This is a genomic window from Pseudoalteromonas sp. NC201 (assembly GCF_002850255.1).
Classification (GTDB): Bacteria; Pseudomonadota; Gammaproteobacteria; order Enterobacterales; family Alteromonadaceae; genus Pseudoalteromonas.
The window spans coordinates 3,391,970-3,407,750 of the sequence record NZ_CP022522.1 but is presented as its reverse complement, the minus strand read 5'-3'; the positions used below and the strand labels follow the sequence as shown (position 1 = coordinate 3,407,750).

The window sequence follows — 15,781 nt, the reverse complement described above, 5'->3', positions numbered from 1 at the left end:
TTTATTCTTGGAGCCTTAATTGCCCGGAAATAGCGTGTTGCTCAGCAATTTCTGCAAGTCGTACGTATTTTTGTTCAACCAGTTGAGACACGGGAACAAGTTTGGCATCAATACTTTCAAGCTCAGCTAACTTGGCTGCAAGAAAGGCGGCGGTTTCCTTATATGGGTGCGCAATGATAATAACATGCTCGTGATTATCAAGTAGCTTAAGCATATGTTGCCACTGCTTGTTGAGCGCCTCAGTGGATATATCATTATCTAGAAAGATCTGTCGAGCGACGTTTTTTACGCCGTAAAGGTTGGCAGCATATTGGGCTTGACTGTGGCTAGTGGTACGGCTATCCAAAAAGTATAATCCGCGCTTTTTTAGTATTTCCATTGTCCATTTCATTGGCTCTATTTGTTCTGTTAATGCTGAGCCCATGTGATTGTTTACGCCTTTAACCTGAGGCAGTGTCGATAGCGCATTGCCAAGTGTCATTTGCAACTGCCACTTTTCCATATCGGTGGTTAATGCGCCCGGGCCAAGGGCCTTTTCCGTGTCTTGTGCCTGCATTGGCACATGTAATAAAAGCTCGCGTTGTTGGCGACTGGCTGCAAAGGCAAATTGTTGAGAAAAAGGGGTGTGGGGCAGGATCGAAAAGGTGATCCCACCCGGTAAGGACAGCAACTCTAAGTCACGTTGGTGATTGCCAATATCGTCTATAACAATGGCAAACTGTTTTGCTGGCACTGCAAAAGTCATGCAGGCCAGTATTATCCCGATTATTTTTTTTAGCACACAAATTATTATTATAGTTTACAGCCCTACAGGACCGTTTTTTATTTACTGTGATTGAACTAACGCCAGTGCCTTAGGCCAATGCGAGGCAAGTTGTTCAATACCTGTTGTTTTGATTGATTCTTCACCAGTGATTATAGCGCTTTTATCTAACAGGGAAAGCGCTTGTTTGGTAAAATATACATCGGGCTCTATGCCTTTACCTTCAATTGATGTACCTGCTGGTGTGTAGTATCTCGCTGTCGTTAACTTTAATGCAGTAGTACCATTGCCAATTGGGATCAAGGATTGCACTGAACCTTTACCATAGGAACGTAAGCCAACGACTAAGGCACGTTTATTATCCTTGAGTGCGGCGGCTAAAATCTCGGCCGCTGAAGCGGAATTATTGTTGATTAATACCAAAATAGGCGCACCATTTAAAATATCTCCACGCTTTGCAATGTAAGCCTGATTGGCGTCATAGAAGCGGCCTTTGGTCGTGACGATTGTGCCACTGTCTAAAAAAAGATCTGAGATTGCCACGGCACTATTAAGTGTACCGCCGGGGTTGTCACGTAAATCAATAACCAGCTTTTTCAATGGACTACCTAACTGTACTTGTAGTCGGCTTATGTGTCTTGCAACATCATGGTAGGTGTGATGATTAAAACTGTTGACGCTTAAAAAGCCGGTGCCGTCGTTTAAGAGTTTACTGGCGACACTTTCAATGACTATCTCTTGACGTTTAAGCTCAAGTGCAACCAGCTCGTCTTGTCTTAATACTACTAAATTGATGAGATTTTTATTTGCAGCTTTGAGTAGGGCAGACACTTCTTCTATCGATTTGCCCGCAACATTAGCGCCATTGATTGCATGGAGTTTATCACCGCTCTCTATGCCTGCTTGGGCTGCTGGTGAATTGGGCAGGGTATCCAAGATAATCACGTAATTATCTTGCTCTTCGACTTCAATACCAAGCCCTGTGTAGCGTCCATTTGCTGCACTGAAGATGGATTCCAAGTCTTCCTCATTGAGGTATTTAGAGTAGGGATCTAAATTATCGAAGAGGCTCGATAAGTTGCCCGCGTTGTAGCGACTCAGAGGCAAGTCTTCAACATAATAGGTGTGAATATGATACAGGATTTCATCGATTTCTTGAGCCGAGAACTTTTGTGTAGACGCGTGACTAAAAGCGCTAAAACTTAACAAAAGCAGGAAGCTTAATAATGCAACATAGCGCGCTGCGAGCGCGTAAAAACGGGTTTGTCTATTCATGTGCTGCTCCTCATCAAGGTGCAGCACGGGTTATTCAGTTAACTGGATCTGCACCATTTTATCGGATCTACAGCGCTTCCCTTATGCCGTATTTCAAAGTATAGACCAGGATCTCTTTGTCCGCCGCTTTGTCCTACCAAAGCGATCACTTCACCACTGCGAACTTGATCGCCAACATCGCGAAGCAGCGTTTGTGCGTGGCCGTATAGACTCATAAAACCATGACCATGATCGAGCACAATAACCCAGCCAAAGCCATTTAACCAATCTGCATACACAACTTGACCGGGGGCGACACTCGCAATTTCAGCCCCTTCTTTTGCACCAATGAGGACGCCCTTCCAATTCATGCCTGCATGTTTGCTTTGGCCGAATTTATGTTTAATTCGACCTTTGGTTGGTAAACTCATTTTGCCTTTGAGTTTGGCTAGCCCATCTAAACGTACTTCGGCTTCTCTTTGTGCCTTGGCAAGCTCTTCTAACGTTTGGATTAAGGTTTGTTCATTTTCTTTTAAATAAGCGATAGCAGAGCGTGTTTCACTGAGTTTGTTATTTAGGTTTGCAAGCTGGTTTTGACGTTCTTGCTGCGCCTTCTTGAGCGCTTCCAAGCGTTCATTCTGATGGTTTTGTAGCGCTTCTAAGCGTGCTTGTGTTCTTGCTAACTCAGCTTGAGTCTGTGCCAATTCTTGGCCGATAGATTTGAGTTGTTCGAGTTGTTTAATGCGTGCTTTATTTAGGTAATCATAATAGGCAATGGTGCGCTCGAGCTTTGTGGCATGCTCTTGATTAAGTAACATTCTAGAATAATCATGAGAGCCCGTCATGTAGGCACTTTTTAGCTGAGCCGCAAGGATCTTTTCAAATTTTTTCTTGTCGTTTAACAGCGTGCTTTCTTGCTTTTTAAGTTCAGCCTGCTCGGTTTTGTTTTCTTTGATCCCGATTTCTGTGAGTGAGATAGCTTTGGCACTTTTGGCAATATCAAGTTCGAAGGCTTTGAGCTTTGCTTCGTGACTGTTAATTTCACCGCGCTGCTTTTCTAATGCTTGTTGGCTAGCTTTAAGCTGTTGCTGAACTTCGCTTAAGTCTTGTTTGGTTCTAGATTCGTTGGCAACAGTGGGCGCTGTTGTCATGAGTAACGCCGCACCGAGAAGTGCGGCATAGTGAAATGTCGTTTTTAACGGCATACAGGCAGGCCGTTATTTTAAACGCATAATTGGAGTGCCTGTCATCTCGCTAGGCTGCTCCATACCAAGTAAATGCAGCATTGTTGGTGCAACATCGCTTAGTGCTTTTCCTGCTTGTGGCTCTGCATCACGACCTACATAAATAAATGGTACAGGCTCACTGGTGTGTGCTGTGTGAGCTTGGCCCGTTTTCGGGTTTTGCATTTGCTCAGCATTGCCGTGGTCTGCTGTGATCAGAGCTTCACCACTGGTTTCTTTTAACGCTGCAACCACACGACCGATACACTTATCAACGGCTTCACATGCTTTTACTGCGGCTTCGAATACGCCAGAGTGTCCAACCATATCACCATTCGGGTAGTTACAGATAATGACGTCAAATTCACCGCTATGAATGGCTTCAACTAACTTATCAGTTAGCATTTCTGAGTTCATCTCTGGCTGCAAGTCGTAAGTGGCGACTTGTGGAGAAGGAATGAGTTCACGTTTTTCTCCTTCAAAGAGATCTTCGCGACCGCCGCTAAAGAAGAAAGTGACATGGGCATATTTTTCCGTTTCTGAAATACGCAGCTGAGTTTTGTTGTGCTTAGCTAGCCATTCACCTAGCACATTGACAAGTGCTTCAGGCGCGAAAGCGATAGGGGCTTTAATGTCGGCAGCGTATTCAGTCATCATAACAAACGCACTTAAGTCCGGTGCTTTGCGTTTTTCGAAGCCGTTAAAGTCAGCATCGACAAAAACACGGGTTATCTGGCGCGCTCGGTCTGCACGGAAGTTCATAAAGATAACCGTATCACCATCATTGATAGTAGCGGCAGGTTGCCCAGCTTCGGTGATCACTGATGCTTTAACAAACTCATCATTTTCATCACGCGCGTAAGCTGCTTGTAGCGCTTCAACGCCATTACTATAAGTAAAATCAGCGTCGCCACTTACCATCAGGTTGTATGCAGACTCGACGCGGTCCCAACGATTGTCACGGTCCATAGCATAGTAGCGACCAATAATAGACGCTAGTCGGCCACAATTGAGTGACTGCATCAAGGCTTCCATTTTTTCAATTGACGCTTGTGCGCTGCGAGGTGGTGTATCGCGGCCATCCAAAAATGCGTGCAAATAAACGGTTGCACCGCGCTCAGCTGCTAATTTAATTGCCGCAACAATGTGATCTTCATGGCTGTGAACGCCACCTGGGCTCAATAACCCCATTAGGTGAACGGCTTTTCCCTTTGCCACTGCTTTGTCGATATTCTCAACCAGAGCTGGATTGTGCTCAAACTCACCATCGTCAATCGCTTTAGTGATCCGCGTGAAGTCTTGATAAACCACACGTCCTGCACCGAGGTTAACGTGGCCAACTTCGGAATTCCCCATTTGTCCATCCGGTAGACCAACATCAAGGCCTGAACCTGAAATCAAGGTGTGCGGAGCAGAGCGCCATAGTTCATCTAATACTGGGGTATTGGCTGCTAAAATAGCATTGCTCTCGCTTTCTTCGCGATAGCCCCAACCGTCTAAAATCATTAATACCAATGGCTTTTTCTTAGCTGTCATTTGCGCTCCTGAAATCCTGAATTAGGCACGATGTTGATGTCTTATAGCAAACGCTACAAGGTTAGATTTACTAACTTAGGCTGCAGCGCTTCGATAAGCTTGCTCTGGTTGCTGGTAAGTAGAATACCTGTTTTTGTATGAATATTCAGCCCCACAGTGATGAATTATCAACTTTGAGATTGATATTTGCTCATGTTGAACAAGTCTGTTTTGTCGAGAATAAAGCAGGTATACTTGCTGCCACTTTATCGTTTAATAATTTTTGGTTGATAAATTAATGGAACAATACGTTGCGTTTTTAGGTAACCATCCGGTACTTAGCATCATTTGGGTTGTGTTAGCCGCGATGTTAGTGAGTAGTTGGTTTAAGAGTCAGTTTTCTAAAATTAGACAAATTAACCCCCAGCAGTTGACTATGCTTGTTAACCGCCAAGATGGTCAGGTACTCGATATGCGTGCAGCAAAAGAGTTTAACCAAGGTCACATTGCAGGTTCTGAGCAGGTGAATGCGGAAAAACTCAAGCAAAAAGATTTTGCTGGTCTTGAAAAACATAAATCTAAGCCCATTATATTGGTCTGTAACACAGGTATGACGGCATCTGCTGTTGCTGATAACATGCACAAAGCTGGATTCGAGCAAGTGTACGTATTATCAGGTGGTATTGGCGCATGGCAAAGTGCGGGTTTACCAATCTCTAACGGAAAATAACTGAGGTCTATGATGAGCCAAGTCGTAATTTACACCAAAGACTATTGTCCATTTTGTCATCGTGCAAAAGCACTATTAGATGCAAAAGGTGTCACATACACTGAGTATGATATTGGCGCACAGCCAGAGCTTCGTGACGAGATGATCGAAAAAGCCAACGGTGGCTATACCGTGCCACAAATCTTTATCGCTGAGCGCCATATTGGTGGTTGCGACGATATTATGGCGCTTGAAGCGAAAGGCGAACTCGATAAGCTATTACAAGCATAAGATTGATTGAGCTTTGGCTCAGCTTACTTTTTATAATGACTGCTAGGAACTAGCAGGATCACAACAGAATTTAGGAAATTATCATGGCAGAACAAAACCAAGCAGCAGAACAACAACAAGAAGGCGCTCAGTTCAACATTCAACGTATCTATACTAAAGATGTATCGTTTGAAACGCCAAACTCACCAGGTATCTTCCAAAAAGAGTGGACACCAGAAGTTAAGCTAGACATGGACACACGTTCAGCAAAGCTTGATGACAACGTTTTTGAAGTTGTTCTCGCGCTAACGGTAACGGCAACTATTGGTGAAGAAACTGCATTCCTATGTGAAATCCAACAAGCTGGTATCTTTGCAATTGCAGATCTTGAAGAAATGCAAATGGCACACATGCTAGGCGCATTCTGCCCTAACATCCTATTCCCATATGCGCGTGAAGCGGTAGCTAGCCTAGTTAACCGTGGTACTTTCCCACAGTTAAACCTTGCGCCAGTTAACTTTGACGCATTATTCGCTCAGTATATGCAGCAACGTGCGGCTCAAGCACAGCCTGAGCAAACTGCTGACGCATAATTGATGAGTACAGCAAAATCAGCTGTAACTGTATTGGGGGCGGGGTCTTATGGCACCGCCCTTGCTATTTGTTTCGCCCGAAATGGTCACCAAGTGACACTATGGGGACGCAATAGCGAACACGTTGAGGCGCTAGCAGCTGAGCGCAAAAACCAACGTTATCTTCCTGACATCCAGTTTCCAAACACGCTTGAACTTGAGGCCGATTTAGAAACGGCTGTTAAGTCTAGCGAGCGTATTTTGGTGGTTGTGCCAAGTCATGCGTTTGCAGACACCTTAAAGAAGATTAAACCTATGCTACTTGAGAATGCAAAAGTAGCTTGGGCAACCAAGGGGCTCGAACCAAATACTGGGCGATTATTGCAAGAGGTTGCACTGGATGTGTTAGGTGACGATGTGCCGCTGGCGGTGCTAAGTGGACCTACTTTTGCAAAAGAAATGGCCGCAGGATTACCTACTGCTATTTCAGTGTCTTCGATTTGTGCAAAGTTTCGTGAAGAGCTCGCAGAGCTGTTGCATTGCGGTCGCTCGTTTAGGGTGTATAGCAACGAAGACTTTATTGGTATTCAGCTCGGCGGCGCGGTCAAAAATGTTATCGCAATTGGCGCGGGCATGTCTGACGGCTTTGGTTTTGGTGCGAATGCTAGAACGGCGCTTATCACCCGAGGACTCGCTGAACTTTGTCGTTTAGGATGTGCGTTAGGCGCGCGCTCTGAAACCTTTATGGGTATGGCGGGGCTTGGTGATCTCATTCTCACTTGTACGGATAACCAGTCGCGTAATCGCCGTTTTGGTCTTGCACTTGGCTCGGGAAAGTCGGTCGATGAGGCGATGTCGAGTATAGGTCAGGTGGTCGAAGGTTATCGCAATACCAAAGAAGTTTATCTACTTGCCAAACGCACTGGTATTGAAATGCCGATCACTGAGCAGATCTATCAAGTGCTTTATGAGCAAAAAGATGTGAAAGAAGCCGCAATGGCGTTGCTTGGTCGCGAGAAGCGAGCTGAGTGATAATCGAATAGAGAGGCGTAGCTACCTCTCTATTACTCTCCAAACTTAATGTTATAGCGACGCTTAAACCACAGTAAAAATGGGATTTCAATCACGCTAAATGCGACAATCGTAAACACCACCCAATTACTCTTAAAAAACACTAACGAAAACTCGATATCCTTGCCATAGTACAAACTTCCAGACACGACTAAAGAAACCGCAGTAACCAATAAATCTTGTTTGCTGATACTGGCGAGACTTTTCTCTTTTAACTTTGGGTAAACGAATACGTAGGCCACAAAAAGTAGAATAAAGTTGAGTAAAATAAGCGTTAGCTCAGGTGACATGATTACCTCTATGCCTTGTGTGTCATTCGGCACAAGATAACATAATTTCTTAGCTTAATGCCTCGTGGAAACGCTTTTTATCTGATACTGAACAGGTATAATGGTGAATCCAACTTTTGAGGTGCACATGATCTCCAAGAATCAACAAAAACTACTTCGTGCTTTAGGGCAAAAAAAATATCGCAAACAACATGGTCTGTATTTAGTGCAAGGCGAAAAGAATGTGATTGAGTTAGTTGATGCTGGGTTGGCTGTTGAACAGCTGTTCGCGACCAATGAGTTCATGACAAAGTATAAATCCAAACTCGTTAATATTGACTGTGTAGAAGCAGAAGAGGAAGTGTTGAGCAAGGTGAGTACTTTGGTGTCAAATAATGCGGCGATAGCGGTCGTTGCAATGCCGCCAGCAGAAGAAATCAATACTGCTGGGCTGGTGTTGGCATTAGATGGAGTCTCAGACCCGGGTAATCTCGGTACCATTATTCGTCTTGCTGATTGGTATGGATTAACGCAGCTCGTGGTAAGCGAAAACTGCGCCGATCAATTTAACCCTAAAGTGATCAGTGCCACTATGGGCTCATTTGTGCGTGTTAATGTGGTGAGAACCGATCTCGAGGCCTTTTTAAAACAATATCAAGGCGAGTGCTATGGTGCATTCCTTGGTGGTGAGAGCGTACATCAGTGCCAATTTAGTCGTAATGCCGTGTTGGTCATGGGCAGCGAGTCTCATGGTATTAGCGATACCATAGCGGCGCACATCAATAAAAAGGTGACTATTCCTGCGTTTGGTGGTGCTGAATCATTGAATGTGGCGATGGCTACCGGGATCATTTTGGATAATATTAAACGCTGTCATTGCTAACTCATAGATCTTACTAATGAATTGTCTTATTCTCAAAAGTAACCGCGAACAATAATAATAAGCTATGCGACTGAGTAACATCAAACTGGCCGGCTTTAAATCTTTCGTAGAGCCAACCAAGATCCCGTTTCCTGACCAGATGACATGTGTGGTTGGGCCAAACGGCTGTGGTAAGTCTAATGTTATTGATGCAGTTCGCTGGGTACTGGGAGAAAGCTCCGCGAAAAACCTCCGTGGCGATGCCATGACGGACGTTATTTTTAACGGTTCGACCAAACGTAAACCTATCTCGCAAGCTTCTGTAGAACTGATTTTTGATAATACTCAAGGCCGGTTGCCCGGCACGTTTGCAGATCGTAACCAAATTGCCATTAAGCGTTTAGTGACGCGAGATGGTCAATCTCTTTATTTTTTAAATGGTAGTAAGTGCCGTAAGCGCGATATCACGGATATCTTTTTAGGTACTGGCCTAGGTCCTCGCAGTTATGCAATCATTGAGCAAGGGATGATCTCTCGCTTGATCGAAAGTAAGCCGCAAGAGTTAAGAGTTTTTTTAGAAGAAGCCGCCGGAATTTCAAAATATAAAGAGCGTCGACGAGAAACCCAAACCCGGATCAAGAGTACCCGCGAAAACATGGAGCGTTTGCTCGATGTTAGGCAAGAGCTACAGAGTCAGCTAGATAAACTGGCACTTCAAGCACAACAGGCGAGCGAATATAAGTCTTTAAAGTCGCAAGAGCGTGACTTAAAGTCGTGGATAGCAATTTTAAAGTGGCAAAGCCTTGAGCAAAAGCAGGCAATAAAAGCCAAAGAAATTGCCAAACTCAACGAAAAATTAGCATTTTTTAATGAAGCTCACAGTGGCCATGACAGCATTTTGGCGACGCTAGAACATGAAATTAAGCATTTCAATGATGGCTATGAGCAAGCACAACATAGCGTGCACCGAATTGAAACCCAGTTGGCAACGCTTGAGCAACAGAAGGTCAATCTAACTGAAAAAAAGCGTCAGCTTATTGAGCAGTCCCAAATACTGAAATCACAACAGCAAGAAGTGATTGAGGCGCAAGACGAGCAAGCCGAGTATGTGGCGAGCAGTGCTGAAAAAGTCGCTGAAGTTTCTGAGCGACTTGAGATTGCGCTATTGCAATTGGAAGAAATTCAACTCACAAATGAGCAAAGTGACACAGAGCAAACTCAATTAGAAGCACAGTATAATGACGCGCAGAAGCAGTATCAACAAATACATGCTCAGGTACAGCAAGGGGCAAGCCAATTAGCGCAACAACAGCAAGCTAAACTGCACATAGATAAGCGTCAGGCTGAGTTGCAGGAACAGGCTGACGCGCATCACGCATCTATGTTGGAAAATGACTTGGCTAAAGCTCAGGATGCACATCATCAGTTAGTTCAAGCGATGGCTAAATTACAAAGCCAAGCTGGTAAGTTGCAAGGTCAAGAGCAAACCAATAAAGAAGAAATCTTACAGGCACAGACTCATGCTCAAAAAGCGCTTCAGGCGTTACAAGAAGTGCAATCTGAAATAAAGGCGTTATCACGCTGGGCAGAGGAAACGTCGGAGACTTCTGCTACGACTATGTTATCGCAGCTTGTTGTTGAGTCTGGGTATGAAGAGTGCGTGGAGGCGGCACTGCTTGGGTTGACGCATTTAGTCGTTGAGCAACGCGAAATGAATACGCTGTGGCCCACTGAACTCGAAGTTCCCGCTGATTCCGTTGCGACAAAAATAAGCTCAGGGCTGTTCCCCAGCTTTTTAACGAAAATAAAATTATGTGCTGAATCTACAGACTTTAAATCGTGTGAACAATTCCTTCTTGGCGTGACGGTCGGTGGCGTTATTGTGGGAGATAACTTTAAGGCCAAGACGAAAAGCAATGAAGAGAGTGGCGCGTTAAAACGCTATGCCCAATTGCAGTCATGTCATACTCAACTTCCTCATTTGCAACAACTCGCAGAAGAGGCTGAACAGGTTGTAGCACAAAAGCGTATTGCTCTTGAAGACACGCAAGTTGGTTTATTAGAAAAACAGCAATGTGTTCACGAAAAGGCCCAAGCAATCGCCAGCCATAAAACCAAAGTTGAAATGCTGGATGAGAATCTGAGCGCTTGGCGTGAGCAAGGACAGAAAATTCAGGAACAGCTTGATGTCATTGCTCAAGAACGAGGCGAGGTCATTGAACAACTTGAACTTTATACTGAACAGCAATTACAACGTGAAGAGTTACTAGCGCAAGCACAACAAACACAACAACTAGCCGAGGCTAAGTTGACTGAGTTTAAACAACATAGTCAATCTCGACGCGCCGCATTACAAGATGCGCAGCAATTAGTTCATACCACTAAACTTGCGTCGCAGCAGGCAGAAAGTGAACTACAGCTCAGCAATTCTAAGTTGGAACACTTGCAACATCGCCGCGATGAAATAAATCAGCGCATTGAGCAAACACAAGAAGATATTTTGCTTTGTGAAGAGCCGCTCGCGGAGGCACATGAAGACATTGAATTATTGCTCTCCCAACATCTAGAAGCCAAGGCGCAAAAGCAAACGATGTTGGATACGCTTAACCAAGCCAAGGAAAACCTCTCCCAAAAACAAGCGGCATTAAAAGATGCACAAGGCGAAGTGAGTAAACTCAATGAGTCTTTGCAACAAGTGAAACTTGAAGAGCAAAGCTTGATGATAAAGGCGCAAGCGGCACTTGAACCTTTGCAGGAGCTTGGTCGGACGCTAAAAGCGGAGCTGGCGCAATTACCTGAAGACGCAAACTTGGGCCAGTATCAAGCCAATTTGAGTCGAGTCAGTAATGATCTTGGTAAGTTAGGGGCTGTAAACTTAGCCGCAATTGAAGAGTTTGAAGAAGCGAAGGCACGTAAAACCTATTTAGATACACAGCTGGATGATCTCACTAATGCGTTAGAAACGTTAGAAGCGGTGATCAGAAAAATTGATAAAGAGACCAAAACCCGCTTTAGTGCCACCTTTAATCAAGTGAATGAAGATTTAGCCGAGTTGTTTCCTAAAGTGTTTGGTGGGGGGAATGCATATCTAGAATTGACTAGCGATGACCTGCTTGAAAGTGGTGTTTCTATCATGGCAAGGCCGCCTGGTAAGAAAAACTCGACAATTCATCTGTTAAGTGGTGGAGAAAAAGCGCTGACCGCATTATCATTGGTGTTCTCAATATTCAGGCTTAATCCAGCCCCATTCTGTATGCTGGATGAAGTAGATGCACCGCTTGATGACGCAAACGTAGGACGATTTTGTCGTTTGGTTGAAGAAATGTCGCAAACAGTGCAATTTATTTATATCAGTCATAACAAGGTCGCTATGGAAATGGCGGGTAGACTGACGGGGGTAACCATGGCAGAACCCGGGGTGTCGCGTATGGTTGCCGTAGATATAGAACAAGCGGTGCAAATGGCACAGGCATAACAACAAAAAAGGTGAGCAATGGCCACAGAGTTAAGATGGGCATTAATCGTGATCAGTGCGTTGGTCATAGGCGGGTTACTCATACATGGACTTTGGTCTGTTCGTAAGAAGAGCAGCGATAAAGTGTCTAAAAAGGAGCCCAATGAACTCAAAGAGCAAACGCCGAATCATGATAAAGAGCCTGACGAACCTGAAATTGGAGAGATGACCTTTAGTGCGGTGGATGACGAGCCTGCGACTGAGGGCATTATAGCGACTGAAGAGTCTGAAACTGAGGTGCAAACCGAGAACAGTGGATCTGAAGAGGTTGAGCTTGAAGAGAATGCGATAGAGCCACAAGACTTTATTATTCTTCACGTTGACATGCCTGAAGGCCTGAAAATGGCAGGTTCAAGGTTATTACCAACCGTGTTAAGCCTTGGGTTTAAATATTCTGATGAGGGCTTCTTCAATCGCCATTTAGAGCCGTCCGGAAACGGTCCTGTGTTATTTAGATTGGTAAACATGTACAACCCAGGTACGTTTGATATCGATAACATGGAACAATTTAGCACCGCTGGCATTAGCCTATTTATGACCTTACCTTGTGAAGGCGATAACTTGGCTGCATTTAATATGCTTCACAGTGCATCGAAAAAACTAGCTGAAGAGTTTGGTGCAACCGTACTTGATAAAGACCGCGAGCCGTTAACGGTTGAAGCCGTGCGTGGTTATGTTGAAAAAGTGCGTGAATTCGCCGCTTAATCGCTACTTAGAATTATTTTTAAGCCACTGGCATCCGCTGGTGGCTTTTTACGTTTAGAGGTTTAAATGTCAGACAACATTGAAAGCCAAGTTGCAGCTCTTAGGCAGCAACTCGAAGATTACAATTACCAATATTATGTTCTAGATAACCCAAGTGTGCCTGATGCGGAATATGATCGTGTAATGCGCCAGTTGATGGTGCTTGAGCAGCAGCATCCTGAGTTACAAAGTCCGGATTCCCCATCGCAGAAAGTGGGTGGTGAAGCGCTTAGCAAGTTTGAGCAAGTAACACACAGAGTACCTATGTTGTCGCTCGATAATGCCTTCGACGAAAGTGAATTTACGGCATTTAATCGCCGTTTAAAAGAGCGCCTATTGGCAAGTAAAGATGTTACTTTTTGCTGTGAACCAAAGCTCGATGGCTTGGCTGTGTCTATTTTGTATCGTGATGGTGTGCTCGTTCAAGCGGCGACAAGGGGAGATGGTCAAGTTGGGGAAAACATCACTGAGAACGTCAAAACCATTCGCAATATTCCGCTGAAACTGCGTGGAGAACATATTCCGCATGAAGTAGAAGTGCGTGGTGAAGTTTTTATGGATACTGCGGGTTTCATTAAGCTAAATGAAACGGCACAAGCGAAAGGTGATAAGACCTTTGCAAACCCAAGAAATGCGGCAGCGGGAAGTTTACGTCAATTAGACTCAAAAATCACCGCTAAGCGTCCGTTGATGTTTTATGCTTATTCTATGGGTTTAGTTGAAGGCGGTGAGCTGGCCAACGAGCACTATGCGCAGCTACAGCAATTACAAGGTTGGGGCTTGCCAATGAGCCCTGAGACAAAGCTTGTCGATAATGCACAGCAAGCTTTGGCTTATTATCAAGATATCATGACGCGCCGTGCTGAGCTTCCCTATGAAATTGATGGCGTAGTGATCAAAGTGAATGATAAAGCGCAGCAAGAGCAGCTTGGTTTTGTTGCTCGTGCGCCGCGCTGGGCGATTGCATTTAAGTTCCCTGCACAAGAAGAGATCACTCAGCTGCTTGATGTTGAGTTTCAGGTCGGTCGTACTGGGGCGATCACGCCCGTCGCACGCTTAGAGCCTGTTTTTGTTGGTGGTGTTACGGTATCGAATGCCACGCTTCATAATGGTGATGAAATTGCGCGTTTAGGTGTAAAGATTGGTGATACCGTTATTGTACGCCGAGCTGGGGATGTGATCCCTCAGGTAACTCAGGTCGTGTTAGATAGGCGTCCAGATGATGCCAAAGAGATTGAGTTCCCAGATACTTGTCCGGTGTGTGATTCTCATGTTGAACGCGTTGAAGGAGAAGCGGTTGCGCGTTGTACTGGCGGTTTAGTGTGCCGTGCACAACGTAAAGAAGCAATTAAGCACTTTGCATCGAGAAAGGCCCTCGACATAGATGGCCTTGGCGACAAAATAGTTGAGCAGTTAGTTGAGCGCGAGCTAATCAAAACCCCTGCCGATCTGTTTATCTTAAGACAAGGGCATTTTGAGTCTCTTGAACGTATGGGACCTAAGTCTGCTAAAAACTTGGTTGCGGCACTTGAAGAAGCAAAGCAAACAACGTTAGCCAAATTTTTGTATTCGCTTGGGATCAGAGAAGTCGGTGAAGCGACAGCACAAAACTTGGCAAATCACTTCCTGACGCTTGAAAAAGTGATGGCCGCCTCCATTGATACTCTACAGCAAGTAAGTGATGTTGGTGTTGTTGTTGCGCAGCACATTCATAGCTTTTTTGCCGAGCAGCACAATCAAGAGGTGGTAACTGCATTGATTGAAGTGGGTGTAACTTGGCAAGATGTGGCAGCACCGTCAGAGGATACACAACCTTTAGCAGGGCTAACTTATGTGTTGACTGGAACCTTGAGCCAATTGAACCGCAACGATGCTAAAGCGAGATTGCAAGCGCTTGGCGCTAAGGTCGCGGGTAGTGTGTCGAAAAATACGGATGCAGTTTATGCTGGCGAAAAAGCAGGCTCTAAGCTCACGAAGGCACAAGAGCTAGGTGTTGAGGTGTTCGATGAAGAGGCGCTGATCGCACTGTTAAACAAATACGAGTAGTAAAATGAAATCAGTAACACGATACGGCCCTGAATACTGGGATAAATATGGCGTTTATCGTACGCCAATCGCTTTTAATTTAGCGCTGGTTGTGTTGCTCCGCCCGTTACTTATTTGGGTGTTTTCTGCACTTGCGAGACGCCCAGACTTGGATTTGATGTCGCTATTTTTTGAGTCTAAGTTTCACTTTTTTGTCGCGACAGGGATCGCTTGTATCGCGCTCATACCAACCGTTGTGTTTTCTCTTAGGCGGCCAACAAGTTCTCCAAAGCTTGCTGCCGTCTGGCGTTATATGCGTTTGCCACTTATATTAACAGCGGTACTCGATTTAGCGTGGTTGATCCTGCAAGCTGGGAAAACTCATTATAGTTTTTCTCCTTATATTGCCGTACAAATTGTGTTGGTGAGTTGGGTACTATTATATTTAATTAAAAGCCGCTATCTAAGTTGCTTTTTTGGCGATTGGCCACTTCCTGTTGAAGAGCAAAAGACAGAAGTAAACAAGAGAGAGAATTGAGATGTTAAAGTGGTTAGATATACTAAACTTTGCCAGAAATGGTAATCCTGTTGCTCCTCGCAGAGTTGATAAATCGGACCAGCAATGGCAATCAGAGCTTGCTCCAGAAATTTACATGATCACCAGGAAAAAGGGGACTGAACGCCCGTTTAGCTCACAAAGTTGTCAGCTTTTTGAACCTGGTAAATACTACTGTGTATGCTGTGGCGAGTTGTTATTCGATGCCGAAGAAAAGTTTGATAGTGGCTCTGGTTGGCCCTCGTTTACACAGCCTGCAGCAGTGGAAGCGGTTGCGTATCATGGCGATAAGAGTCATGGAATGACGCGCGTCGAAATCACTTGTAACGTGTGTGATAGCCATTTAGGTCACGTATTCCCCGACGGCCCTGAGCCAAGTGGACTGCGTTATTGTGTTAATGCCCTCGCAATGGAAAAGAAATAGCTCAATTGCG

General features: G+C 44.9%; 15 protein-coding genes. 10 read left to right on the top strand and 5 right to left on the bottom strand.

Annotated elements, in window-relative coordinates:
• Position 1: 1 nt before the first annotated feature.
• From PNC201_RS14910 to gpmM, 4 genes are all read right to left on the bottom strand, one after another.
• A complete protein-coding gene (locus tag PNC201_RS14910) occupies positions 2 to 745 on the bottom strand; it encodes a divergent polysaccharide deacetylase family protein (protein WP_102057501.1) in 744 nt (247 codons plus the stop codon).
• Positions 746 to 826: 81 nt separating this feature from the next.
• Positions 827 to 2,038, bottom strand: a complete 1,212-nt coding sequence (locus PNC201_RS14905; RefSeq protein ID WP_010607577.1) for a S41 family peptidase — start codon at positions 2,036 to 2,038, stop codon at positions 827 to 829.
• Between the two features lie 38 nt (positions 2,039 to 2,076).
• Positions 2,077 to 3,222 (bottom strand): murein hydrolase activator EnvC family protein, encoded by a 1,146-nt coding sequence (locus PNC201_RS14900; protein WP_102057500.1) that lies wholly within the window; start codon positions 3,220 to 3,222, stop codon positions 2,077 to 2,079.
• Positions 3,223 to 3,234: 12 nt separating this feature from the next.
• Positions 3,235 to 4,776: a 2,3-bisphosphoglycerate-independent phosphoglycerate mutase gene (gene gpmM, locus PNC201_RS14895; RefSeq protein ID WP_102057499.1), complete on the bottom strand. Its 1,542-nt coding sequence runs from the start codon at positions 4,774 to 4,776 to the stop codon at positions 3,235 to 3,237.
• A gap of 277 nt (positions 4,777 to 5,053) precedes the next feature.
• Here gpmM and PNC201_RS14890 point away from each other — a divergent pair, with 277 nt between their 5' ends.
• The 4 genes from PNC201_RS14890 to gpsA all read left to right on the top strand — a co-directional run bounded on the left by PNC201_RS14890 (position 5,054) and on the right by gpsA (position 7,338).
• A complete protein-coding gene (locus tag PNC201_RS14890) occupies positions 5,054 to 5,485 on the top strand; it encodes a rhodanese-like domain-containing protein (RefSeq protein ID WP_010378806.1) in 432 nt (143 codons plus the stop codon).
• 12 nt (positions 5,486 to 5,497) lie between these two features.
• A complete protein-coding gene (grxC, locus tag PNC201_RS14885) occupies positions 5,498 to 5,755 on the top strand; it encodes a glutaredoxin 3 (RefSeq protein ID WP_010607581.1) in 258 nt (85 codons plus the stop codon).
• A gap of 83 nt (positions 5,756 to 5,838) precedes the next feature.
• Positions 5,839 to 6,327 carry a protein-export chaperone SecB gene (gene secB / locus PNC201_RS14880; protein ID WP_010607582.1) on the top strand — a complete coding sequence of 163 codons (489 nt, stop codon included), beginning with the start codon at positions 5,839 to 5,841 and terminating at the stop codon, positions 6,325 to 6,327.
• A gap of 3 nt (positions 6,328 to 6,330) precedes the next feature.
• Positions 6,331 to 7,338 carry an NAD(P)H-dependent glycerol-3-phosphate dehydrogenase gene (gene gpsA / locus PNC201_RS14875; protein ID WP_010607583.1) on the top strand — a complete coding sequence of 336 codons (1,008 nt, stop codon included), beginning with the start codon at positions 6,331 to 6,333 and terminating at the stop codon, positions 7,336 to 7,338.
• A gap of 32 nt (positions 7,339 to 7,370) precedes the next feature.
• Here the strand turns inward: gpsA and PNC201_RS14870 are convergent, their stop codons facing one another.
• The gene (locus PNC201_RS14870) at positions 7,371 to 7,667 is read right to left on the bottom strand and encodes a hypothetical protein (protein ID WP_010378819.1); all 297 of its coding nucleotides are present in this window, start codon (positions 7,665 to 7,667) and stop codon (positions 7,371 to 7,373) included.
• Positions 7,668 to 7,794: 127 nt separating this feature from the next.
• On the opposite strand from PNC201_RS14870, the gene PNC201_RS14865 reads away from it, so the two are divergent.
• From PNC201_RS14865 to msrB, 6 genes are all read left to right on the top strand, one after another.
• On the top strand, positions 7,795 to 8,529 hold the full coding sequence (locus PNC201_RS14865; RefSeq protein WP_010607584.1) for a TrmH family RNA methyltransferase: 735 nt from the start codon (positions 7,795 to 7,797) through the stop codon (positions 8,527 to 8,529).
• Between the two features lie 64 nt (positions 8,530 to 8,593).
• A complete protein-coding gene (locus PNC201_RS14860) occupies positions 8,594 to 11,983 on the top strand; it encodes an AAA family ATPase (RefSeq protein ID WP_102057498.1) in 3,390 nt (1,129 codons plus the stop codon).
• Positions 11,984 to 12,001: 18 nt separating this feature from the next.
• A complete protein-coding gene (gene zipA, locus PNC201_RS14855; protein WP_102057497.1) occupies positions 12,002 to 12,727 on the top strand; it encodes a cell division protein ZipA in 726 nt (241 codons plus the stop codon).
• Positions 12,728 to 12,793: 66 nt separating this feature from the next.
• Entirely contained in the window at positions 12,794 to 14,812 is a 2,019-nt protein-coding gene (gene ligA, locus PNC201_RS14850; RefSeq protein WP_102057496.1) for an NAD-dependent DNA ligase LigA, read from the top strand.
• Between the two features lie 4 nt (positions 14,813 to 14,816).
• On the top strand, positions 14,817 to 15,329 hold the full coding sequence (locus PNC201_RS14845) for a DUF2919 domain-containing protein (protein WP_045990300.1): 513 nt from the start codon (positions 14,817 to 14,819) through the stop codon (positions 15,327 to 15,329).
• Between the two features lies 1 nt (position 15,330).
• Positions 15,331 to 15,771: a peptide-methionine (R)-S-oxide reductase MsrB gene (msrB, locus tag PNC201_RS14840; RefSeq protein WP_102057495.1), complete on the top strand. Its 441-nt coding sequence runs from the start codon at positions 15,331 to 15,333 to the stop codon at positions 15,769 to 15,771.
• Positions 15,772 to 15,781 lie beyond the last annotated feature (10 nt).